20 protein-coding genes are annotated in these 20,861 nt (G+C 67.4%); 12 read left to right on the plus strand and 8 right to left on the minus strand.

What is annotated here, in order from left to right; all coding sequences use genetic code 11:
- Window positions 1-170 precede the first annotated feature (170 nt).
- Window positions 171-1,622: an NAD-dependent succinate-semialdehyde dehydrogenase gene (locus GFY24_RS05500; protein ID WP_194852752.1), complete on the minus strand. Its 1,452-nt coding sequence runs from the start codon at window positions 1,620-1,622 to the stop codon at window positions 171-173.
- 131 nt (window positions 1,623-1,753) lie between these two features.
- Here GFY24_RS05500 and pgi point away from each other — a divergent pair, with 131 nt between their 5' ends.
- Window positions 1,754-3,400, plus strand: coding sequence for a glucose-6-phosphate isomerase (gene pgi / locus GFY24_RS05505; RefSeq protein WP_309230488.1), 1,647 nt, complete (start codon window positions 1,754-1,756; stop codon window positions 3,398-3,400).
- 35 nt (window positions 3,401-3,435) lie between these two features.
- On the opposite strand, the gene GFY24_RS05510 is transcribed toward pgi, so the two are convergent.
- The 6 genes from GFY24_RS05510 to GFY24_RS05530 form a co-directional block, all read right to left on the minus strand.
- Window positions 3,436-6,132 carry a LuxR C-terminal-related transcriptional regulator gene (locus tag GFY24_RS05510; protein ID WP_309230489.1) on the minus strand — a complete coding sequence of 899 codons (2,697 nt, stop codon included), beginning with the start codon at window positions 6,130-6,132 and terminating at the stop codon, window positions 3,436-3,438.
- A gap of 218 nt (window positions 6,133-6,350) precedes the next feature.
- Entirely contained in the window at window positions 6,351-7,454 is a 1,104-nt protein-coding gene (locus GFY24_RS05515) for an FAD-dependent oxidoreductase (protein ID WP_309230490.1), read from the minus strand.
- Complete coding sequence (locus GFY24_RS42845) at window positions 7,451-7,579, minus strand: hypothetical protein (protein ID WP_255458610.1); 129 nt, start codon at window positions 7,577-7,579, stop codon at window positions 7,451-7,453. Before GFY24_RS42845 ends, GFY24_RS05515 begins: the two co-directional genes overlap by 4 nt.
- A gap of 282 nt (window positions 7,580-7,861) precedes the next feature.
- A complete protein-coding gene (locus GFY24_RS05520) occupies window positions 7,862-9,253 on the minus strand; it encodes a DUF1731 domain-containing protein (RefSeq protein ID WP_153803862.1) in 1,392 nt (463 codons plus the stop codon).
- A 184-nt stretch (window positions 9,254-9,437) separates the two neighbouring features.
- Window positions 9,438-11,063 carry an acyl-CoA dehydrogenase family protein gene (locus GFY24_RS05525; protein WP_153803863.1) on the minus strand — a complete coding sequence of 542 codons (1,626 nt, stop codon included), beginning with the start codon at window positions 11,061-11,063 and terminating at the stop codon, window positions 9,438-9,440.
- An 11-nt stretch (window positions 11,064-11,074) separates the two neighbouring features.
- Entirely contained in the window at window positions 11,075-11,848 is a 774-nt protein-coding gene (locus GFY24_RS05530; RefSeq protein ID WP_309230491.1) for a TetR family transcriptional regulator, read from the minus strand.
- Between the two features lie 76 nt (window positions 11,849-11,924).
- On the opposite strand from GFY24_RS05530, the gene GFY24_RS05535 reads away from it, so the two are divergent.
- Together GFY24_RS05535 and GFY24_RS05540 are read left to right on the plus strand one after the other, a co-directional pair.
- Window positions 11,925-12,686 carry a crotonase/enoyl-CoA hydratase family protein gene (locus GFY24_RS05535; RefSeq protein WP_309230492.1) on the plus strand — a complete coding sequence of 254 codons (762 nt, stop codon included), beginning with the start codon at window positions 11,925-11,927 and terminating at the stop codon, window positions 12,684-12,686.
- Between the two features lie 120 nt (window positions 12,687-12,806).
- Window positions 12,807-14,042 (plus strand): hypothetical protein, encoded by a 1,236-nt coding sequence (locus GFY24_RS05540; protein WP_228566010.1) that lies wholly within the window; start codon window positions 12,807-12,809, stop codon window positions 14,040-14,042.
- 20 nt (window positions 14,043-14,062) lie between these two features.
- Here the strand turns inward: GFY24_RS05540 and GFY24_RS05545 are convergent, their stop codons facing one another.
- Window positions 14,063-14,764, minus strand: a complete 702-nt coding sequence (locus GFY24_RS05545; RefSeq protein ID WP_153803866.1) for a pyridoxamine 5'-phosphate oxidase family protein — start codon at window positions 14,762-14,764, stop codon at window positions 14,063-14,065.
- Window positions 14,765-14,848: 84 nt separating this feature from the next.
- On the opposite strand from GFY24_RS05545, the gene GFY24_RS05550 reads away from it, so the two are divergent.
- From GFY24_RS05550 to GFY24_RS05585, 9 genes are all read left to right on the plus strand, one after another.
- On the plus strand, window positions 14,849-15,535 hold the full coding sequence (locus GFY24_RS05550; protein WP_194852753.1) for a DUF4184 family protein: 687 nt from the start codon (window positions 14,849-14,851) through the stop codon (window positions 15,533-15,535).
- Window positions 15,536-15,619: 84 nt separating this feature from the next.
- Complete coding sequence (locus GFY24_RS05555) at window positions 15,620-16,786, plus strand: hypothetical protein (protein WP_153803868.1); 1,167 nt, start codon at window positions 15,620-15,622, stop codon at window positions 16,784-16,786.
- Between the two features lie 95 nt (window positions 16,787-16,881).
- The gene (locus tag GFY24_RS05560; RefSeq protein ID WP_309230493.1) at window positions 16,882-18,267 is read left to right on the plus strand and encodes a PLP-dependent aminotransferase family protein; all 1,386 of its coding nucleotides are present in this window, start codon (window positions 16,882-16,884) and stop codon (window positions 18,265-18,267) included.
- Window positions 18,264-18,509 (plus strand): DUF2630 family protein, encoded by a 246-nt coding sequence (locus GFY24_RS05565; protein WP_153803869.1) that lies wholly within the window; start codon window positions 18,264-18,266, stop codon window positions 18,507-18,509. Before GFY24_RS05560 ends, GFY24_RS05565 begins: the two co-directional genes overlap by 4 nt.
- Window positions 18,510-18,972: 463 nt before the next feature.
- Window positions 18,973-19,584, plus strand: coding sequence for a hypothetical protein (locus tag GFY24_RS41000; RefSeq protein WP_194852754.1), 612 nt, complete (start codon window positions 18,973-18,975; stop codon window positions 19,582-19,584).
- Window positions 19,571-19,744 carry a CsbD family protein gene (locus GFY24_RS05575; RefSeq protein WP_153803870.1) on the plus strand — a complete coding sequence of 58 codons (174 nt, stop codon included), beginning with the start codon at window positions 19,571-19,573 and terminating at the stop codon, window positions 19,742-19,744. The genes GFY24_RS41000 and GFY24_RS05575 overlap by 14 nt, the downstream gene beginning before the upstream one ends.
- Window positions 19,745-19,815: 71 nt before the next feature.
- The gene (locus GFY24_RS41005) at window positions 19,816-19,971 is read left to right on the plus strand and encodes a DUF6131 family protein (RefSeq protein WP_194852755.1); all 156 of its coding nucleotides are present in this window, start codon (window positions 19,816-19,818) and stop codon (window positions 19,969-19,971) included.
- A gap of 41 nt (window positions 19,972-20,012) precedes the next feature.
- The gene (locus GFY24_RS05580; protein ID WP_153803871.1) at window positions 20,013-20,213 is read left to right on the plus strand and encodes a hypothetical protein; all 201 of its coding nucleotides are present in this window, start codon (window positions 20,013-20,015) and stop codon (window positions 20,211-20,213) included.
- Window positions 20,214-20,402: 189 nt separating this feature from the next.
- Entirely contained in the window at window positions 20,403-20,837 is a 435-nt protein-coding gene (locus tag GFY24_RS05585) for a hypothetical protein (RefSeq protein WP_228566011.1), read from the plus strand.
- Window positions 20,838-20,861: the final 24 nt, after the last annotated feature.

Below are 20,861 nucleotides of genomic sequence, written 5' to 3' on the forward strand. Positions count from 1 at the left end.
TTCGGTGAAAGTTGATAACGCGGGCGACCGCTCGCGCCGATACAACGTGCGGTGTGCCGTGCAGGCCACCACACAGACCACGCGACACTCGTGCGAGCGAGTAGCGCTTTCCAGAGGCCGCCCCGGGTGTCATACCCCGGGGCGGTTCTTCATTCTCGGAACGGGTCGGATCAGGGCAGCGCGATGTACTTGGTGTCGAGGTACTCCTCGATGCCTTCGAAACCGCCCTCGCGGCCGAAGCCGGATTCCTTCACGCCACCGAATGGCGCGGCCGGATCGGAGATGACGCCGCGATTGACGCCGACCATGCCGGTCTCCAGCCCCTCGGCAATGCGGAGCGCGCGATCCAGGTTCTGCGTGTAAACGTATGCGACCAGGCCGAATTCGGTGTTGTTGGCGGCGGCCAGCCCCTGCTCCTCGGTATCGAAGCCGACGATGGGGGCGACCGGGCCGAAGACCTCCTCGCGCAGGATGCGGGCGTGCGGCGGTAGCTCGGTGAGCACGGTGGCGGGGTAGAACCAGCCGGGGCCGCCGGGCGCTTTACCGCCCAATTCGACTCGCGCTCCGGCGGATACGGCGTCCTCGACCAGATCGCTGACAGTGTTGAGCTGGTCCTCGTTGACGAGCGGGCCGAGCGTGGTCTCCGGGTCGGTGCCGGGGCCGAGCTTGTATTCGGCCATGGCGGCGACCAGTTTTCGAGTGAACTCCGCGCGCACCGAGTTCTGTACATGGAAGCGATTGGCCGCCGTGCACGCTTCACCGCCATTGCGCAGCTTGGCCAGGACCGCACCCTGTACGGCCGCATCGATATCGGCATCGTCGAAGACCACGAAGGGCGCGTTGCCGCCGAGTTCCATGGAGGTGCGCAGCAATCCGTGCGCGGATGCCTGCACGAGCTTCTTACCGACCAGGGTGGATCCGGTGAAGGTGAGCTTGCGTAGCCGCGGATCGTTCAGCAGCGGTGCGGTGACGGCGCCGGAATGCGATGTGGTGATGACCGACAGCACGCCATCCGGCAGCCCGGCAGCACGGCAGAGCTGGGCCAGCAGCAGCATGGTGAGCGGAGTTTCGCCGGCGGGCTTGACGATCATGGTGCATCCGGCGGCCAGGGCGGGCCCGATCTTGCGGGTGCCCATGGCGAGTGGGAAATTCCACGGCGTGATGGCCAGGCACGGTCCGACGGGTTGCTTGTGCACGAGAATCCGCCCGATGCCGCCGGGGGCCGGCTGGTAGCGGCCGTGGATGCGGCTGGCCTCCTCGCTGAACCAGCGGAAGAACTCCGCCCCGTAGCGGACCTCATTTCGGCTCTCGGGCAGCGCTTTACCCATTTCCAGGGTCATCAGGAGCGCGAACTCCTCGGACCGCGCGGTGATCGCCTCGAAGACCGCGCGCAGGATCTCACCGCGTTGGCGGGCGGGCGTGGCGGCCCATTCGGCCTGGACGGCGACGGCCGCGTCGAGGGCGCGCACCGCGTCTTCGGGAGTGGCATCGGCGATTTCGACGAGGACCTCCCCCGTCGCCGGATTGTGCACCGGGAAGGTCCCGCCCCCGGTGGCATCGACCGGTCCGCCGATCCAGAGCCGAGTGGGTATGGAATCGAGTAGTTCGCGTTCTGACACCATGCGAACCAGCCTAATCTCGCGTACTCTCCACGCGGCCCGCTCCGGCGACTTCGCACCCCTACACGCCGGAAGTCCGCCGCTCTTACCTGGTGTTACCTGCGCGTAGCGAACGCTGGTTGTAACCTCGGCGCGTGAGCAGCGACATCACCGCATCGGCGGCCTGGCGGAAACTGCACGACCATCATGCGTCCATCGCCGGACGCCATCTGCGGGAATTCTTCGCCGAGGATCCACAGCGCGGGCGTGAGATGACCGTCGAGGTCGCGGATCTGCATATCGACTACTCCAAGCATCGCGTCACTCGCGAAACCGTGGATCTGCTGGTCGAATTGGCGGAAACCGCCAGCGTGCAGGGTTATCGGGATGCCATGTTCGCGGGCGCGCATATCAATACCTCCGAGGATCGCGCGGTCGAGCATGTGGCGCTGCGGGTTCCGGCCGGGCAGGTCGTCATGGTGGACGGGGTGGACGCGGGCGCGCAGGTGCACGAAGTGCTGGACCGGATGGGCGATTTCACCGATGCGGTGCGTTCGGGACAGTGGCGTGGCGCGACCGGTGAGCGCATCCGCACGGTGGTGAATATCGGTATCGGTGGGTCGGATCTGGGTCCGGCCATGGTGTATCTGGCACTGCGGCATTACGCGGATGCGGGTATCTCGGCGCGTTTCGTCTCGAATGTCGATCCGGCGGACCTGATTTCGAAGCTGGACGGGCTCGACCCGGCAACGACGCTGTTCATTGTGGCGTCCAAGACCTTCTCCACCCTGGAGACGCTCACCAATGCGACGGCCGCGCGCCGCTGGCTGGTGGCCGCGCTGGGCGAGGAGGCGGTGGCCAAGCATTTCGTCGCGGTCTCCACGCATGCGCGACGGGTGGCCGATTTCGGGATCGACACCGCGAATATGTTCGGCTTCTGGGATTGGGTCGGCGGCCGGTATTCGGTGGATTCGGCTATCGGACTGTCGGTTATGACGGTGATCGGCCGGGCGCGGTTCGCCGAATTCCTCGACGGTATGCACCGGGTGGACGAGCATTTCCGGACCGCGCCGCTGGCGGAGAACGCGCCGGTACTGCTCGGGCTGCTGGGTGTGTGGTACTCGAATTTCTTCGGTGCGCAGTCGCGGGCGGTGCTGCCGTACTCCAATGATCTGGCGCGTTTTCCGGCGTATCTGCAGCAGTTGACCATGGAGTCGAACGGCAAGTCGGTGCACGCGGACGGCACGCCGGTGAGCACCTCGACGGGTGAGATCTTCTGGGGTGAGCCGGGAACCAATGGTCAGCACGCGTTTTATCAACTGCTGCACCAGGGTACGCGGCTGGTGCCCGCGGATTTCATCGGATTCGCCCGTCCCACAGACGATCTGCCGACCCTCGACGGGTCGGGCAGTATGCATGACATTCTGATGAGCAATCTGTTCGCGCAGACCAAGGTGCTGGCGTTCGGTAAGACCGCCGAGGAGATCGCCGGCGAGGGTACCGATCCGAAGCTGGTGCCGCACAAGGTGATGCCGGGGAATCGGCCGTCCACGGCGATTCTGGCGCCGCAGCTCACACCGTCGGTGCTCGGGCAGTTGATCGCGCTGTATGAGCATCAGGTGTTCGTCGAGGGCGCTGTCTGGGGTATCGACAGTTTCGATCAGTGGGGTGTGGAGCTCGGCAAGGTGCAGGCGCTGGCCTTGGCGCCGCTGCTGACTTCGGCCGAAGAGCCTGAGCCCCAGGATGATTCGTCCACCGACGCGCTGATCCGATGGTATCGGGAGCGCCGCGCTCAGGTGTAGATCCCGGCCGAAAACATGCCGGGATGACGGGGGGTTCAGCCGATACGGAGGCGGGCCAGTTCGACCCGGTTGCTGACGCCGAGTTTCGGGAAGGCTCGGTAGAGGTGGTGGCCTACGGTTTTGGGGCTGAGGAAGAGTTGGGCGGCGATCTCCTTGTTGGTGGCGCCGCCGGCGGCGAGGCGGACCACCTGGAGTTCCTGCGGGGTGAGGCGGGCGGCTACGTCATTCTCGGGTTCGGGGACGGAACCTTCTCCGGCGGCACGTAATTCGATGCGGGCGTGTTCGGCCCAGGGTGTCGCGCCGATCCGGTCGAAGGTCTCCAGGGCTTGGCGCAGGTGGATGCGGGCCTCGTTCATACGACGTTCGCGGCGCAGCCATTCGCCGTAGGCGAGTGCGGTGCGCGCGTGGTCGTAGCGGCGGTCGGCGATCAGATGCAGTTCGAGTGCCCGGGCCAGGAGTTGGCCGTCACCGCGCAGCATGCCTTGGCAGCTGAGCATGATGGCCTCGGCCCATGGTGCGTCCAATGCCGTTGCCCAGGCTTCGATTTCGGCCATGGCGGCGTCGGCGCGTTCGGGCCGGCGCAGTCGCGCGGCGGCTTCGACGAGGTCCGAGAGCAGATCGAGCCAGTGTCCGCGGGCCTGTGCGGGCGCACGGTGCAGGGCCTCGAGGCGGCCGAGTGCCTGTTCGTAGCGGCCGCACCCGAGGTCCAACAGTCCGAGCGCCCATTGGCTGTGCGTGACATCGACGGAATTGTGGTCGCCGGGCGCATTGCGCAGATTCCGTTCGGCGAGTTCACGACAGCGCTGTTCATCGCCCTGGATGGCGGCGATGAGCGCGAGCACCGCCTCGGCTCCGGCGACGCGGGAGGGCTGTCCGATATCGGCGGCGATGCGGACGGTGGCGGTGGCCACGAGTTCGGCTTCGCGCATGCGCCCGACAATGAATTCCGCTGTGGCGAGTGTGGTTCCGATGGCCGGGAACCAGCCGATCATGCCGCGCGAGCGGGCCATATCGGCGAGTTCGGTCAATTGTTCACGCGCCATCCACATATCGCCGATGAGCGCGGCCTGTAGCGCGAAAGCCAGTCGCACCGAGATCATTTCGAGCGGGACGTGCACGCTGAAGGCGACATTGGCGCGGATTATCGAAATGCCTTCGGCCAGTTCGCCCGAGAGCAGGGCGATCCCGCCGCGCAGGGCGGCCTGCAGCGGTCCGGCGACCTCGTGCGGGAGTTCGGCGAGCCGGTCGTTGGTGAGCTGCACGGCGGCGATATCGCCTGCGGTCCAGGCGATTCGGCCCGCCTCCACCAGTAGCAGGGCGGCCCGCTCGGGTTCGATCGTGGCGACCTGGGCGGCGGCGTCCAGCATGAGTTGCTGTGCCCGGTGCAATGATCCGTGCTCGAATTCCAGTAGCGCCCGGGTGCCGCCGACGCGGGCACATTCGACGGGGCCGAGCGGTAGTCGTTCGGCGGCGTCGGCGAGTTGTCGCGCGCGTTCGGTGTGCCCGGCCTGGGCGGCGGTCTCCACCGCGAGCACCATGCGCCGGGCACGCGTGTCCGGATCCGGGGTCAGGGCGGCGGCGCGTTCCAATGCCGAGGCCGCCGAGGCGTGCCCGGTGCGTTCGCGTGCCCGTTCGGCGGCGGATTCCAGTGCGGCGGCGACGGTTTCGTCGGGTCCGGTGCTGGCGGCGGCGAGATGCCAGGCGCTGCGGCTGGGATCGTCGGCGAGTACCTCGGCGATGGCGGCGTGCACGGCGAGCCGCTGGGTGAAGGATGCGCCGTGGTAGGCGGCGGAGCGTTTGAGCGGATGCCGGAAAGTGACGGTCTGCCCGGTGACGACCACCATGCCGGAGATTTCGGCGTCGTCGAGCGCGCTCGCGGTGTGGCCGAGCAGCCGCAGGGCGCGCAGGACGACGCCGAGGTCGCCGGTCTCCTCGGCGGCGACGACGAGCAGTGCGGTCCGCGTGCGGGAGGTCTCCGCGGCGATCTGGCGTTCGAATCCGCCCTGTAGGCGCAGTGGCAGCGGTAGCGGCGCGGCGGGTGAGATGTCCCGATGCATATTCGGGAATTCCATTAGTGCGAGCGGGTTTCCGGCGGCTTCGGTGAGTACCCGGTCGCGCTGGTCGGGGCTCAGGCCGGGCGAGCATGCCGCGAGCAGTGCGGCGGCCGCGCCGGCGTCCAGCGGTCCGAGCCGGAGTTCGGGCAAACCGCCGGGCTCGAAACCTTTGCGCCCGGCGAAGAGCATGACAATGCCCTCCGCGCCGAGTCGCCGAGCGGCGAAACGCAATACGTCGGCCGAGGGCCGGTCCAGCCAGTGCGCGTCGTCGATGAGGCAGAGCACGGGTTCGTCGGCGGAGAGTTCAGCGAGCAGGGTCAGGGTGGCGACGCCGATGAGGAAACGGTCGGCCCCGTCCGAGGGGCAGAGTCCGAGCGCGCCGCCGAGGGCCCGCTGCTGCGGTTCGGGCAGCGTATCGAGGCGGTCCAGGGTCGAGCCGAGCAGCAGATGCAGTCCGGCGAAGGGTAATTCGGATTCGCTCTCGACACCGGAGCAGCGGAGTATCCGCCAGTCGGCGGCCTGCGCGGCGGCGTATCGCAGCAGTGCGGATTTGCCTTCGCCCGCCTCCGCGATGAGGGCCAGTGCGCCGCTGCGGCCGTGGCGTGCGGCGCGGAGCAGGGTCCCGATCTGCTGCACTTCGGAGTGGCGACCGTACAGCACATGCGACAACCTATGCACCGCGCGACGATTCGGCAAACCCGGCCCACGGGTTCCTGTTGGGCCGGCCACGCTGTCACCGCTCGCCGAATTGTCGGCACAGGGTGCGGTGCTGGTGGATCTCGCCCGGTTGGGATTGAACGCCTAGCCGAGGTAGGGCTTGCGGGTGGCGCGGCCGCCCTTGGATATTCCGGTGGGCCGGAGCAAGCCGAATGTGTCTTTCATGCCGATGAAGAGGTTCAGTGGCCCGCGGCTGATGGACTCCTTGTAGCGGACGGCCCACTTGCCGGTGAGTGCGAAGCGCCGCGGGGTGTTGTCGGCCCGGACGAATTGGGTGACGCCGTCGCGGCGGCCGAGGCTGACCGGTTGAGGAAGTAGCCGAAGCGGAAGGGCTTGGGCTCGTGGCCATTCAACTGCCGGGCGATCGAATCGGCGACATGCGCGCCGGATGGGCCCGCGCTCTGGCAGGTGCCGTGCAGCCGACCCCAAGGCTGCCGGATGGCGGCGGCATCACCGGCGGCGTAGATATCGGGATTGGTGCGTGAGCGCAGGGTGGGGTCGGTGACGACGAATCCACTTGTTTCCGTACCGATTCCGGATTCGGCGGCGAGGTTGGACACCCGCATCCCGGCGGTCCACAGGGTGATATCCGACGCCAGCAATTCGGTGCCGTCCAATTCGACGGCATCGGGGAGCACCTTGGATACGACCCCGTCGCGCACCCGCACGCCCAGCCGGTCGAAGGACTCGCGTACATGGGCGCGCGCCCTGGACCCCATCACAGCGGCGGGCTCACCCCGCCCGATCAGTGAAACCCGCAGCCCCGGATAGGCTTCCGCGATCTCGGCGGCGGTCTCGACACCCGTGAGCCCGGCACCGCAGACAGTGACCGTTCCACCCACGGCGGCGATCTCGGCGAGCCGCCGGGCGATCCGCTCGGCCTGTTGGACCGAATCGAGCGTGTACGCGTGCTCTTCGGCGCCGGGCACCGTGCTCGTATCGGTAATGCTGCCGAGGGTGTAGACCAGGGTGTCGTAGTTCAGTACCCGCCGCCGCCCGAGCGTCTCCACCGCGACCTGCCGCGTCTCGATATCGATGGCTGTCGCTGTGCCACAGACGAATTCGACTCCGGTGCCGGCGAGCAGGTCCGCCATCCGGAAGTCGCCGAGTTCATGCCCGGCGGCCAGCTGATGCAACCGCAATCGTTCGGTGAAGCGCGGCGACGGATCGATCAGCGTGATGTGCACGTCCTGTCTGCCCCGCATCCGGCGTGCCAGGCGCACCGAGCTCATCATGCCCGCGTACCCGCCGCCCAGCACTACGACGTGGTGGTTGATGCTCACGATCGGATCTCTCGCATGAGCGGAATCGCCGGCGCCATATGGCCGATGACCGGCAGCATGGCGCTCGGACATAGGACGATCGGGCTGAGCCGACGGCGCGGATCGCCCGGGGTGACGCCGTCCATCGGCCGAACCTTTCTGTCAATGGCGCGGCATCGGGATCCGGATTGGCGGTGTGCCGCAGCCTTGAACGCTATGGACGCGCGGACGGCGACGGTATCGGGCGAATGCCTTAATTCGGCAGGTAAATCCCGCCGAAACCCTCCGGTACCTGTCGTGATAACCGATAGTTATGGAGGCGGCAGCGGTCGAATCCCGCTCGGGTGCCTGGGATTTCGGCCGCCTTCCCCGAAACCGGAACACCCCCGACGTCTCGGACGTCAGGGGGCGTTCCGGCCTCGTTCGGGCTACTTGACGCGGGTGGGCAGCAGATCGGTGAGCGCCTCGTCCAGGGTCGGGTAGCGGAAGCGGAATCCGCTGTGCCGCAGTACTTCCGAGGTGGCGTGCCGTCCGGTCAGGCCCAGTGCCGGATCGGTGCGGAGCAGGACCGCGCCGATGGTCAGCGCCACGGCGGGTGTCGGCGGCGACCAGGGCCGGCGGAGTTGACGGCGCAGCGCGGTCATGAGTTCGCGATTACGAACCGGGAAGTCGGTGGCGGCGACCACGACCCCGTTCGGCAGCTGGACCGTCGGGTCGAGTCCGAGGGCGGCACGGACGATGCCCAGCCAATCGTCGAGGTGAATCCAGCTGAACCACTGGGTGCCCGGGCCGACGCTGCCGCCGAGTCCGGCCTTGGTCAGTGCGACCAGGCGTTTCATGGCGGGTGCGTCCGGATCGAGCACGATGGAGGTGCGCAGTACGGTCCGGTGCGCGGCATTCGCGCCCTCGAACGCCTCCTCCCACGGTCGCGCGACGCCGGTCATCTGCGGCAGGCCCGGATCGGGCAGCGGAGTTCCTTCGGTGCAACGGATTTCACCGGCATCGGCCCAGATGGCGGTGGTGCTGGCCTGCACCCAGTAGTCGATCGGCCGGTCCAAGGTCTTGGACGCCTCCACCAGTACCCGCGTGGAATCGACTCGGCTGCTGCGTAATTCGGCGATATTGCGGGTGGTGGGACGGCAGTCGACCAGTTTGCCCGCCAGGTTGATGATGGCGGTAGGACCCGGATTCCGCAGTGCTGCCGCCCATTCCCCGATCGAACGGCCATCCCATTCGAACTGCGCATACGGCAACTCGGCGACCGCGCGACGGGTGAGGATCCGTACGCGCTGACCACGGCAGGTGAGATCGGCGGCCAGGGTGCGCCCCAGCGCGCCGGTGCCGCCCGCGATCACCACGGTGAGGGCCTCGGCGGCGGGCCGCACTCCGGCGAGCCGGGCCAGCCGCGCGAAACAGGTGTGCGCATCGGTCTCCAGCAGGCTGCCGACCACTTTGCGCGCGACCGCCGCCGACGCACCACTAAAGGTGAGCCGCTGCGAAACCTCGGTACCGCCGTCCCGCGGGGTGAGCGTCCACCGCAATCGCATGATGCCCGCGGGTTCGGGCTGTTCCAGGCTGATCTCGCGCTCGGGTACGAAGGTCGCGATGGTGAAGGGCTTGGCGAGTCGCCCGTGTACCGCCTCGTTGGCTCGCCCGCGCGGCAGATAGTCGCCGGTACTTCCGGCCCCGGGCGCACCGTGCAGGGTGACCGAGGTGACGGCCGGATTCCACTCGGGCCAGCGAGCCGGATCACCCAGTACGGCCCAGACCCGCTCGGGCGGAAGGGCGATCCACTGGCTGTACGTCGTTGTACGAGGCATGCCCCGACGCTATAACCGCTGCGGTCGAGCGGGAAGCGTGGGCTTGGTCGCACTTGGCGCGGGTCGCGTATCGGGTTTCAGCGCGAGCGGTGAGCGGTAGGCAGATGCCCGGCACGACCACGGTACCAAGGGCATCGGCACTCCGACCGCCCACGGATCGACCGTGGGCGGTCGGCGGTGACTATCAGGCGACGAAGCCGCGTTCGAGGATTTCGGCGGTGTCGACGCCGATGGGCAGGGTGCCGAAGGCGATACCCCAGTCGCCGCCGAATCTGGTGGCGCAGAAGGCATCCGCGACCGCCGGATTGCCGTGCCGGACGAGCTGGGAACCCTGCAGGACCAGGGCCATGAGCTCGACCACGCGGCGCGCGCGGTATTCGATATCGCTCAGATCGGTGAGCTCCTTGCCGATCCGGTCGATGGCGGTATCCAGAGCGGCATTCGCGCCGCGCGCCAGGGACACCTCGTCGAAGAACGCCTGCACGCTCTCGGGCTGACGGGCCATGGCGCGCAAGGCATCCAGGGCCGCGACATTGCCGGAGCCCTCCCAGATGGACATGAGCGGGGCCTCGCGGTAGAGGCGGGGCAGCCCCGACTCCTCCACATAACCGTTGCCGCCCAGGCATTCCAGGGCTTCGGCGGCGTGCATGGGCGCACGCTTGCACACCCAGTACTTGGTGATGGCCAAGGCGATACGGCGGAACGCGGCCTCGGATTCGTCACCGGCGGCGGCGCGATCGGTGGCACCGGCCAGCCGCATCATGACGGTGGTGGCGGCATCGGATTCGATCACCAGATCGGCCAGCACATTGCGCATGGCGGGCTGATCGATCAGGTTGGCCCCGAACACCTTTCGATGCCGAGCATGGTGCACCGCATGCACGACGCCCGCGCGCATTCCGGTGGCGGAGCCGATCACGCAGTCCAGCCGGGTCATATTGACCATTTCGATAATGGTCTTCACGCCCGCGCCCTCCGCGCCGACCAGCCAGCCGATGGCGTTCTCGTACTCGATCTCCGAGGACGCGTTGGACTTGTTGCCCAGCTTGTCCTTGAGCCGTTGCAGCCGAAGGGTATTGCGCGAACCATCCGGCAGCACCCGCGGCAGCATGAAGCAGGACAGCCCGCCGGGAGCCTGCGCGAGGGTCAGGAACATATCCGACATGGGCGCGGAGGTGAACCACTTGTGCCCGACAATCCGGTACGTGCCATCGGAAAGCGGTGTGGCAGTGGTGGTATTGGCGCGGACGTCCGAGCCGCCCTGCTTCTCGGTCATCGACATACCGGCGATCAGACCGGCTTTGGACGACGGCTCCCGCAGCCCGTAGTCGTAGACGCGCGAGGCCAGCAGCGGTTCGAACCGCGCCGACAACTCCGGATTGTGCCGCAGCGCGGGAACAACCGCGTAGGTCATCGAGATCGGGCACATATGGCCCGCGTCGGCCGCACCCCAGGTGTAGTACTTGGCGGCGCGCGCCACATGTGCGCCCGGACGCTCGTCGTGCCACGGCGAACCGTGCAGGCCATGCGACACAGCGACATTCATCAAATCGTGCCAGTGCGGATGGAACTCCACCTCGTCCACGCGATTACCGAAGCGGTCGTGCGTATGCAGTACCGGCGGGTACGCATTGGCCAGCCGGCCCCACTCCTGCGCCTCGAAACCGCCTGCGAGCACACCGAGTTCGCGCACTTCGGCCTCGGCCCAGCCCGCACCCTCACGGTGCAGCCCTTCGAGCAGTGCGGGGTTGCGCGAATTGTCGAACGGGACAATCTCCGGCACCTGATTGAACACATCATGCGTATGCATGCGAGGACTCCTTATTCCTGAGGCACGCCGAGCGCGCGCAGCGCGAAGGCGACGAGTTCGGGCACCACCGATTCACTCTCCAACTGTTCGGCGAGCGGGCCGACCAGCACCTCGCCGATCGCGCCGACCAGCGCGGTGGCACTGGTGCGCGGATCCTGCGGCGGCAGTTGCCCACTGGCCACACCGTCGGCGATCGCGCTCTCGTAGATCTCCGCGAAGGCGCGCCGGAAGCGCAGCCGCTCGGTGTCGACGGCGGTATCCACAGGTTCGACGAGCAGCACATAGGCCAGTTTCGGATTCTTGAGCGCGCGCCCGGCGAACGTTTCCACCGCGGCGCTGACCCGCTCGCGGGCTGTTTTCGGACCGGTAGCGGCCGAGTCGGTGACCGTGGCCGTGGCCGTGGCGGACGTGGCCGCAGCGGCTGTGGAATCGACGGAAAGGTCCTCACCGAGCTGCGCAGGTCCGTCGCCCAGCCACGCGAGACCGTTTCCGAGCTGTGCGGGACCGTCGCCGAGTCGCGCGAGGCCGGTGCTGGAATCACCTGCGGCGGCGACAGCCGCCACCTCGCGGGTGACGACTTCGCGGAAGACCGCGGTGACCAATTCGGCTTTGCCACTGAAGGTTTTGTAGACGGTGCCGGTGGCCACGCCCGCCTCGGCGGCGACCGCCGCCATGGAGAGCCCCGCGTACCCGTCACGGGAGAGCACGGTCATGGCGGCCCGCACGATCGATCCGGCCTGGGCATCGAGGCGGGCCTGTACAGCGGGGGTTCTGCGGTAGGCCACGCAAGAAGTGAACCACTGATTCATTTCTTCGCGCAAGGCCCTTGCCCGGCCCTATTTACGGCGTATGGTCGAGCCCGTGAGCGTACGAGTCGAACGCAATGGCCCCGTGACCACCGTCATCCTGCACCGCCCCGAGGCCCGCAATGCGGTCGACGGCCCCACCGCTCGCGCCCTCGCCGACGCCTTCCGCGAATTCGACGCCGACCCCGACGCGGCGGTCGCGGTGCTCTGGGGCGACGGCGGCACCTTCTGCGCGGGCGCGGACCTGAAGGCGCTCGGCACCGATCGCTCCAACCAGGTCACCGAGGACGGCGACGGCCCGATGGGCCCCACCCGGATGATCCTGTCCAAGCCTGTCATCGCGGCGGTCTCCGGCTTCGCGGTCGCGGGCGGCCTGGAGCTCGCACTGTGGTGTGATCTGCGAATCGCGGAGCAGGACAGCACTTTCGGTGTCTTCTGCCGCCGCTGGGGCGTACCGCTCATCGACGGCGGTACCGTGCGCCTGCCGCGCATTATCGGCACCGGCCGCGCCATGGATCTGATTCTCACCGGCCGCCCGGTGGATGCCGCCGAGGCGCTGCAGATCGGTCTGGCCACCCAGGTCGTCCCGACCGGCGAATCCCGCCGCGCCGCAGAGGAGCTCGCATTGCAACTGGCCGCGCTCCCGCAAACCTGCCTCCGCTCGGACCGCATGTCCGTCCTGGAACAGGACGGCCTCGACGAGCCCACCGCCATCACCAATGAACTCCACCATGGCCTGAAGGCTCTCGCCGACGGCGCATTGGATGGCGCCCAGCGGTTCACCTCCGGTGCGGGCCGCCACGGCCAGCCCACCTGACGCCGAGCGTGCACCCACGGCGGTGACACGCCGTGCCCCGCCGCCAGACGTGCACACTCGCCAGTCCACCGAAATCACAGGCAGGCGACTTCACAGGGTGGCCCGGTACGCTGCCCTGCGATGAATCGGCTGAGTGTGGTGGACGAAATGTTCCTGCGGGCGCATCGAGGTATGGGTACCCCGATCGCACTACAGGGCCTTTGGCGTACCGCCGGTCCGGTCGATCCGGAATTACTGGCACGGATTCACGAGGCCCTGCGCACAGGCCCACTCGGGCGGCGCGTGGTGCGCACCCGAGTGCCCGGAGCGCGCCCGCGCTGGCAGGCCACCGGATGGGCGCATCCGCCGGCGGTGACCGCCACGGCGATTCCGACTGCGGCGCTACTGGATTGGGCCGACGTACAGGGCGAGGACCTCGATCCCGAAGTCGGTCCGGGGTGGCGGTTGTCCACGACCGAGCTCATCGAAGGCGGCTGCGTAATGTCGCTGACCTGCTCACACACCCTGGCGGACGGCCGCGCACTGACCCTGGCCATCGACCATGCGCTGGCAGGTACACCATTGGCGGCACCTGTTGCGGGACCTACGGATTGGGCAGATGCCCGCAAGCAGTGGGCCACCGTGCTCGGCGGCACCGCTCGCGCCCTGCGTCGTGGACTACCCGCGCGCCCCGCCCCACCTGCCGACCGAAAAGCGCTGGTCACCAACGCATCCTCCGGCCCGATCACCCGCAGCGCCATCATCCAGGTGCCCGCCCGGGAGTGGAATCGCGTGGCGGTCGCGCACGACGGCACCGCGAACAGCCTCTTCGTCCACATCATCGCGAACATGCTGTGGGACAGTGGATTCCCCGAGCCGACCATAGCCGCGAGCCTGCCCGTAGACACCCGCGACGAACCCCGCGTCGACAACGATATGGCCATGACCGAAATCGCCATCACCCGCGCCGACACCCCCGCCACCCTGCGCCGTAAGGCCCGCACCGCCTACGAACACCGCATGACCAGCCCCGGCGGCATCCCCGAGGAGCTCCTGCAGGTAATCCCCGAACGCTGGGCCCACACCCTCGCCAAGGGCGCCGGCGAACGAGACATCCTCTGCTCCAACATAGGAACCCTCCCCGACTCCCTCCTCACCCTCGGCCCCCACCCCTGCACCGGCGTAGCCGCCCGAGCCATCCACCCCGGCCTACGCCCGAATCAACTCCCCCGCACCAGACTCTCCGGCTACCTCACCCGCATAGCCGACACCTACACCCTCTCGGTGGTAAGCCTCGACCCCGACGCACCCGAACCCCCCGCCGTCCTCACCGAACGGGCGCTCACCGCACTGGGTCTCACAGCGCACTGCTGGTGAACGGTCACAAGGATCAACGATTATCGGGATGGGTGACCTTCATCAAGGTGACCAGACCAGGTCCTGGCTCGAACATGTTGTGGGACTTCGATTCCCGGTTCCAGGTCGGTGGAGGAGATGGGGGTGTCCCAGATCTGACGGAGGGGAAGAACGCCGGCCCAGGTGCCGCCGGTGGTGATGTCGGATTCGTCGTCGCGGGGGCCGCCGGTGCGCAGTTTGACCGAGGCTTCGGTCAGGTCGAGGGCCAGGACCGTGGTGGCGGCCATTTCCTTTTTGCTGGGTGGGCGGACGGTGTCCCAGGAGCCGGGGGCTACGTGTTCGACTATGACGCGCAGGGCGCGCATGCGTTCGTCCGGATCGGTGAGTTCCATTGGGCGGGCGTGGATTACGGCCGAGCGGTAGTTCATGGAGAAGTGCATGGCCGAGCGGGCGTAGACGATGCCGTCCAGGTGAGTGACCGCTACCGAGACGTCGCCGGTCATGGCGGCGCGTAGGTTGCCCGCGCCGGTGGAGCCGTGCAGGTACAGGGTGTCGCCCTCGCGGCCGTAGGTGGTGGGAATTACGACCGGGCTGCCGCCGAGGATGACGCCCAGGTGGCACAGGAGTCCGGCGTCGAGTACCGCGTCCAACTCGACGCGGTCGGTGGCTCCGCGCTCCTTCGAGCGGGTGAGCGCACTGCGCGGGGTGGGTGACAATGGGGTCCGGGTCGCTGGCTCGGTCATATGACCAGCATTGCGCGCGCAGTGGCATTGCTGAATAGCCAATCTGCCGCAATATCGAAGGACCACTTGGCCGGGGGAGATTTCGTGCCGTTCACACTCGCGCATCCGGCGGCGGTGCTGCCGCTGGCCCGCAAACTATGGCTTCCCGGCCTGGTCGCGGGCAGTATCGCACCGGATGTGCCGTACTTTCTGCCGGTAGGTGTCGACGGCGAGCTGACGCATTCGCTACTCGGACTGCCGGTCGATCTGGCGCTCGGAGTGGCCCTGCTCGCGCTCGGATGGGTTATCCACAGGCCGATCCTCGGCCTGCTCGGCAAAGCGGCGACACCACCCCGCACCACTTGGTGGCGAGCAGTCGCGGCAATCACGGTCGGCATTCCGACCCATCTGGCATGGGATGCGTTCACCCACACCGACGGCCCGGTGGTGCAGCACTGGGAGTTGATGCGCGAGCCGGTGGTGGGACCGCATCGCGTGTACAACGTGATCGGCTACCTCTCCTCCATTGGTGGCCTACTGGTCCTCGCCTGGTTCAGTGCCCGCTGGTACCACCGCGCGCAGCCCGGACCGACAGCCGCACAACGCAACTGGGTGCTGACCGGAATCGCGCTGGTCGCGGCGGCGGGCGCGCTCCTGGCGAGCACCGATCCGGTCGTCGATATCAGCCTCTACGACGCCGTCCGCCACCTGCTCGTCGGCGCAATACAAAGCGCCGCCGTAGCTTTCGGAGTGTGGGCACTGGTCGCGAGCGCACTGCCCCGCTCCGGCTGACAGCCGTCACATCACACGCTAAGGTGACCTCCGCGGCCGTAAAACGCTGCAAAATAATGTGATTCAGGTATTACTGGGGGATCGTTGATCGGCAGAATCGCGGCGGCCGCACTCACCACGGCCGCACTATTGACCACGGGTACAGCCGTCTCCGCCGCCGCGCCAGTGGGCGTGACGGTGCTGCCGCGGCCGAGCGGCCAATTCCAGGTCGGCACAACGACTCTGCACCTGGTCGACCAGGGTCGCCCCGATCCCTTCCAGCCGGATCGCCCGCGCGAGCTCATGGTGTCGGTGTTCTATCCGGCCATGGCCACCGAGCGGTTTCCCCGCGCGCACTATGTATCCACGGAGTTGGTACCCGATATTCAGCGCCGGCTGGGAATCGAACTGCCTGGGCTGCTGACCAATTCGTACACCGACGCACCGGCACTGCGCGACGGCCGCTTTCCGGTGGTCCTCTACACCCCCGGTGCCGGGGTATCCCGATTGCTGGGCACCGGCCTCGCCGAGGATCTCGCCAGTCGCGGATATGTGGTCGTCACAATGGATCACACCTACGAGGGTCCGGCGGTGGAATTCCCCGGTGGGCGCATCACATCGGCCGCGCCCATGCCGGAGGGTTTCGTACCTTCGGTCCGCAAGAAGTACATCGCGGCCCGACTGCTCGATATCCGATTCGTCGTCGATTCGCTCACCAGGCTGGCGGCCGGTACCGATCCCGATGCCGAGAACCGCTGGCTACCAACCGGTCTCGCGGGGGCACTGGATCCGGATCGGATCGGGATCGTCGGCCACTCGTCCGGCGGGTACGCCGCCGTGGAGGCGATGCACGATGACCGGCGCATCAGCGCCGCGGTCGATCTCGACGGGCAGATCGGGGTGGACGAGGATTTCGGCCAAGCCGCCACCGAGGGTGTGGATCGCCCGGTGCTCGTCATGACCAGCCGGCAGATCGAGGAGGTGGGCGACGCGAATCCTTCCCTGGATGCCTTCTGGCAGCACGGCACCGGCTGGAAACGCCAACTCACCATGAGCAATTCGGCGCACTACGACTACACCGATATGCCGACTCTGGTGCCCGATGCCGTGCGCCCCGCCGCCAAGACGTACTTCGGTCCGATCCCCGCGGCACGGGCCGCCGATCTGACGCACACCTATGTGTCCGCGCTCTTCGACAAGTTCCTGCGCAATGACTCGAATACCGCGCTCGACCACCCCGGCACCGACCCGGAAATCACCACCCTCCGCTGACCGATCCCGGCCGGTATGAGTGGCAGGCTGTAGTGGCCAGAATTCCGGATCGAGGGGAGGCCACTTCGGTGACAGCCGGCGGCAAAAACTGTGCGGTGGTGGTGGACGACCTGCCGCTGGTGATCGACCGGGCCTCGAGCGCGCCGCTCGCGGTACAGATCGCGGATGGTTTACGCGGCGCCGCGACCACCGGGGTGCTGCGGGGCGGAGACAGATTGCCCTCCTCGCGGGAGTTGGCGGTACGGCTCGGGGTGAGCCGGACCGTGGTCACCGCGGCCTATGACCAGTTGCATGCCGAGGGATGGTTGAGTGGGCGACACGGGTCCGGGACCTATCTGACGGCCTCGCCGGAGCCGGTGGCGGAGCAAACGGCGCCTGCCCGTCGAGCCGATCTCCTGGTCGGACTGCTCGATCTGGGTGCGGGTGCGCCATGTATCGAGGTGATCGATCGCGCCGCCTGGCGGCGCGCTTGGCGAGCCGTAGCGGATCGAAATCCGTTGGTGCGCAAGGAACGCGCGGGTGAGCCCGATTATCGGGAGGCGGTGGCGGAACACCTCCTGCGACATCGCGGGCTGGCCGCGGGCAGCGGCAGTGTGGTGCTGTCGACGGCCGGAACCAGTACGGCGGTAGGTGAACTCGCGGCCGCGCTGCTGCGGCCCGGCGATGTGGCCGCCATCGAGGATCCCGGATACTCCAGGGCCGCAGGAGCATTCCAGGCCGCGGGCGTGCGCCTGGTACCGGTCCCGGTGGATGCCGACGGCCTGCGGGTCGACCAACTGCCCCTCGATACCAAAATGGTGTATTGCACTCCCGCACACCAGTTTCCGCTCGGTGCGCGGATGCCCGCGGCGCGTCGTATCGAGCTGATCGAATTCGCCCGCCGCACCGGCGCGCTCATTATCGAAGACGACTACGACGGCGAATTGCGTTATGACACCGCCCCTTTGCCACTGCTCGCCGCGCTCGCCCCGGAGCTGGTCGTACACCTGGGCACCACCAGCAAGATCCTCTCGCCCACCCTCGGCGTGGGCTGGCTGGTGGCCGCCCCGGCCGTAACCGATGCGGTGCTGGCGTATCGCGAGCTCACCGGTACCGGCCCGGCCCCGGCCGGTCAGCAGGTGGTGGCCGAGCTGGCCCGCAATGGTGATCTGGCCCGGCACCTGCGCCGCCTGCGCCGGGAGATGCCGCTGCGCCGCGCCCTCGTGGTCGAGGAGTTGCAGCGGCGCGGCCTCACGGTGCGCGGTGATGACGCGGGCTCGCATCTGGTGGTGCCGCTGTCCTCGGCCGCGCAGGAGGAGGCCGCCATCGCCGCGGCGGCCGCGACCGGGGTGTATCTGGACGGTCTGGGCCGCCATACCCGCGGTCCTCGACACACCTTCGGGATAGCGCTCGGTTATGCGGCCCTGTCCCGGGCGGAGTTACCGGTCGCGGTGCGCTCGGCGGGGGATGCCTTGGCACGGGTCGTACAGTGGAGCGCATGAGCGAACAGGACATCCTCGCGCGCATCAAAACCCTGGTAGACCGTGAGCACGAATTGCGCACGCGGAGCACGCAGGGCGAGATCGATCCGGAGGCGGAACGCCGTCAGCTCGCCGAGCTCGAGGTCGCCCTCGACCGGTGCTGGGACCTGCTCCGGCAGCGTCGCGCCCGCCTCGATCAGGGCCGCAATCCGGAGGAGGCGCAGTCGTCCTCCGCCCGCCAGGTCGAGGGTTATCTGCAGTAGTTCCCCGCCGAGGGCGGCCGGATTTATCGAACGATCCGCCCGCCCATCCCGCTACCATCGGTTGATGGTGGCCAGGACACCATATTCATTACTGGTCAGAGCCTCAGTGACTAAGCCGCTGAGGCAACAGATTCCAGCTTTGTTCCAGGATTGCAGGGGTCGAGCAGTTCGAGCGCCTCTACGTTGTCGACCGCTACATGCCTCCGCCCGTTCGGATTGATGTAGTGACGCTGAGCGATCGACCCGTTACCCTCCGCATGACCCAACTGCGCGCTCACACGTTCGTCATCGCCGGTCTGATCTGCTACGAATGTCGCGACGGTATCCCGAAGGTTCGACCAGACGAACCATTCGTGGTGCTCGGTGCATCCCTGCTTCGGTGCTGAGTTGGCGTTGACGTCGACGCAAATCGGGCGGCCATAAAGTGTAGCTCTACACTGTTGACACAGTGGGTGCGCGGTGGTTGAGTGAGCACTACAGCGTGGATCTGGTGGGTAGCACAGTGATCGTCATCATCGGGCTTGTCGTTCTGGTCGCCGCCGTCATGGTCGGGCTTGCAGGGGTGCTGGCCAACGGGGGTGTCAACCATGTGTTGACCGATAATTTCGCCGTGTTCGGCTACCACGTGACCGGCTCGACCGGCCTGTTATTTCTCTACGGAACCGTGGTCGGCGCGGCCGGACTGGCCGGAATGAGCCTGCTGTTGGCTGGCGCCCGGCGCACCGCCCGCCTCGGCCGCACCGCGCGCAGCGAACTCGAGCAGTCGCGCCACGAGACCGCCGCGGTGAGCCGGGACCGCGACGACCTCGCTGACCGGCAGCCCCACCTCGACGAGCAACGGCGGCGCACCACTGCATCCCCCGGTCTCGATGGCACGCGAGGTCCCGAGATACCGGAGCCGACGGTGCTGCGCGTCGCGACCGATTCCACTTTTTCGGATTCGGCAACCGATCGAGGGACCACCACGCCATCGGCAAACCACACGTCGGGCGCGGCTGACGCCACCTGCGATAGATGTTCGCCGCGTCCGCGACGACAGCACACGCGAAAGGGACCACCCCATGAGCATCGGTAAGAAGATCGCACACAAGGCCGAAGCCGCCAAGGGCGTCGCCAAGAAACTGGTTGGCCGGGGCACCGGCAACGCTCGCCTGCGGACCGAGGGTCGTATCGATCAGGCCAAGGGCAACACCAAGCAGGCCGGGGCAAAGATGAAGGACGCCTTCAAGCACTGACGCCACACGCAACCGCTGGTGTGGCCCACCCGCACAGCCTGTCACTTCGCCACCGAAACCAGGTAACGACCATGATCATTCTCGGAGTCATCCTACTTATCGTCGGGTTCCTATTCGGTATCCAGATCCTGTGGACCATCGGGATCGTTGTCCTCATCATCGGTCTCGTGTTGCTGCTGTTGGGGTCGATGGGCCGCGCCGTCGGCGGGCGACGCCACTACTACTGACGCCCGATCCTTATTCATTCATCGACTTCAGGAGGCCAGTAATGCGCTGGCTGACACTACTGGTGCTGGTATGGCTGATCATCGGCGCGATCGCCGCCGGGCAACGCGGATACATCACCCACGCCGAACAGAACTGCGCGGGTCTCGGGACCATCGCGGTGACCGTGCTCGCAGGACCACTGAACTATGCCGGGGTCAATCCCAAGGTGACCAACTGCCATGTGCCCCAACCCAGCGGCTGACAACATCAATGCCCGTGGTCGACCGAACCCACACGCTCGTCCTCGACGGCGATGTTGCTCGATCCAGTCGGCGGCGAAAGCGCGCTCGCCGGCTACGCGCGGGTCTCGACCACCGACCAGCTGCTCGACCGCCTCCCGACACCGGTGTCAACCACATGGACCACGCTCAACCAAGATTGAGGAGCCGACATGACCACCACCACGATCGTCGTCATCGCTGTTGTCGTGATTGCGGCAATTCTGATCGTCGCCGCGCTCACCTGGCTGGTCTTGAACAAACGTAAGGAACACCGCCGCGTCGAAGCCGCGGACATCCGCGAGAAGGCAACCGAGCAATCCCACGAGGTCGGCCAGCGTGAAGCGCTCGCCAACGAGACCGCGGCCAAAGCCCGAGCAGCTCAGGCCGAGGCCGATATCAGGGCAGCGCAGGCGGCGGGCCTGCAAGAACAAGCAGCGGCTCACCGCAGTGAAGCAGTCACCTCCCGCGACGAGCTGAAGCAGGAGTTCGAACGCGCCGACAAGATCGACCCCGACTCCCAAACACGCAACACGCAAGAAGAATCCGAACCCCGCCCGACGCCGTCACGCGAAGCGTCCAGGCGCGACCGAACCGACCATCGATGACCCCGATGAAGGGCCGATTTCACT

Origin of the sequence: Nocardia sp. SYP-A9097 (assembly GCF_009649815.1) — a bacterium.
In the GTDB taxonomy this organism is placed as follows: Bacteria; Actinomycetota; Actinomycetes; order Mycobacteriales; family Mycobacteriaceae; genus Nocardia.

Excerpts from the sequence above, each read along its gene's own strand:
- GFY24_RS05525 (WP_153803863.1), bottom strand. The coding sequence starts at position 11,063 with ATGCATACGCATGATGTGTTCAATCAGGTGCCGGAGATTGTCCCGTTC.
- GFY24_RS05565 (WP_153803869.1), top strand. The coding sequence starts at position 18,264 with ATGAGCGAACAGGACATCCTCGCGCGCATCAAAACCCTGGTAGACCGT.
- GFY24_RS05580 (WP_153803871.1), top strand. The coding sequence starts at position 20,013 with ATGCGCTGGCTGACACTACTGGTGCTGGTATGGCTGATCATCGGCGCG.
- GFY24_RS05540 (WP_228566010.1), top strand. The coding sequence starts at position 12,807 with ATGAATCGGCTGAGTGTGGTGGACGAAATGTTCCTGCGGGCGCATCGA.
- GFY24_RS05520 (WP_153803862.1), bottom strand. The coding sequence starts at position 9,253 with ATGCCTCGTACAACGACGTACAGCCAGTGGATCGCCCTTCCGCCCGAG.
- GFY24_RS05545 (WP_153803866.1), bottom strand. The coding sequence starts at position 14,764 with ATGACCGAGCCAGCGACCCGGACCCCATTGTCACCCACCCCGCGCAGT.
- GFY24_RS42845 (WP_255458610.1), bottom strand. The coding sequence starts at position 7,579 with ATGGACGGCGTCACCCCGGGCGATCCGCGCCGTCGGCTCAGCCCGATC.
- GFY24_RS05585 (WP_228566011.1), top strand. The coding sequence starts at position 20,403 with ATGACCACCACCACGATCGTCGTCATCGCTGTTGTCGTGATTGCGGCA.
- GFY24_RS05500 (WP_194852752.1), bottom strand. The coding sequence starts at position 1,622 with ATGGTGTCAGAACGCGAACTACTCGATTCCATACCCACTCGGCTCTGG.
- GFY24_RS05575 (WP_153803870.1), top strand. The coding sequence starts at position 19,571 with ATGAGCATCGGTAAGAAGATCGCACACAAGGCCGAAGCCGCCAAGGGC.
- GFY24_RS41005 (WP_194852755.1), top strand. The coding sequence starts at position 19,816 with ATGATCATTCTCGGAGTCATCCTACTTATCGTCGGGTTCCTATTCGGT.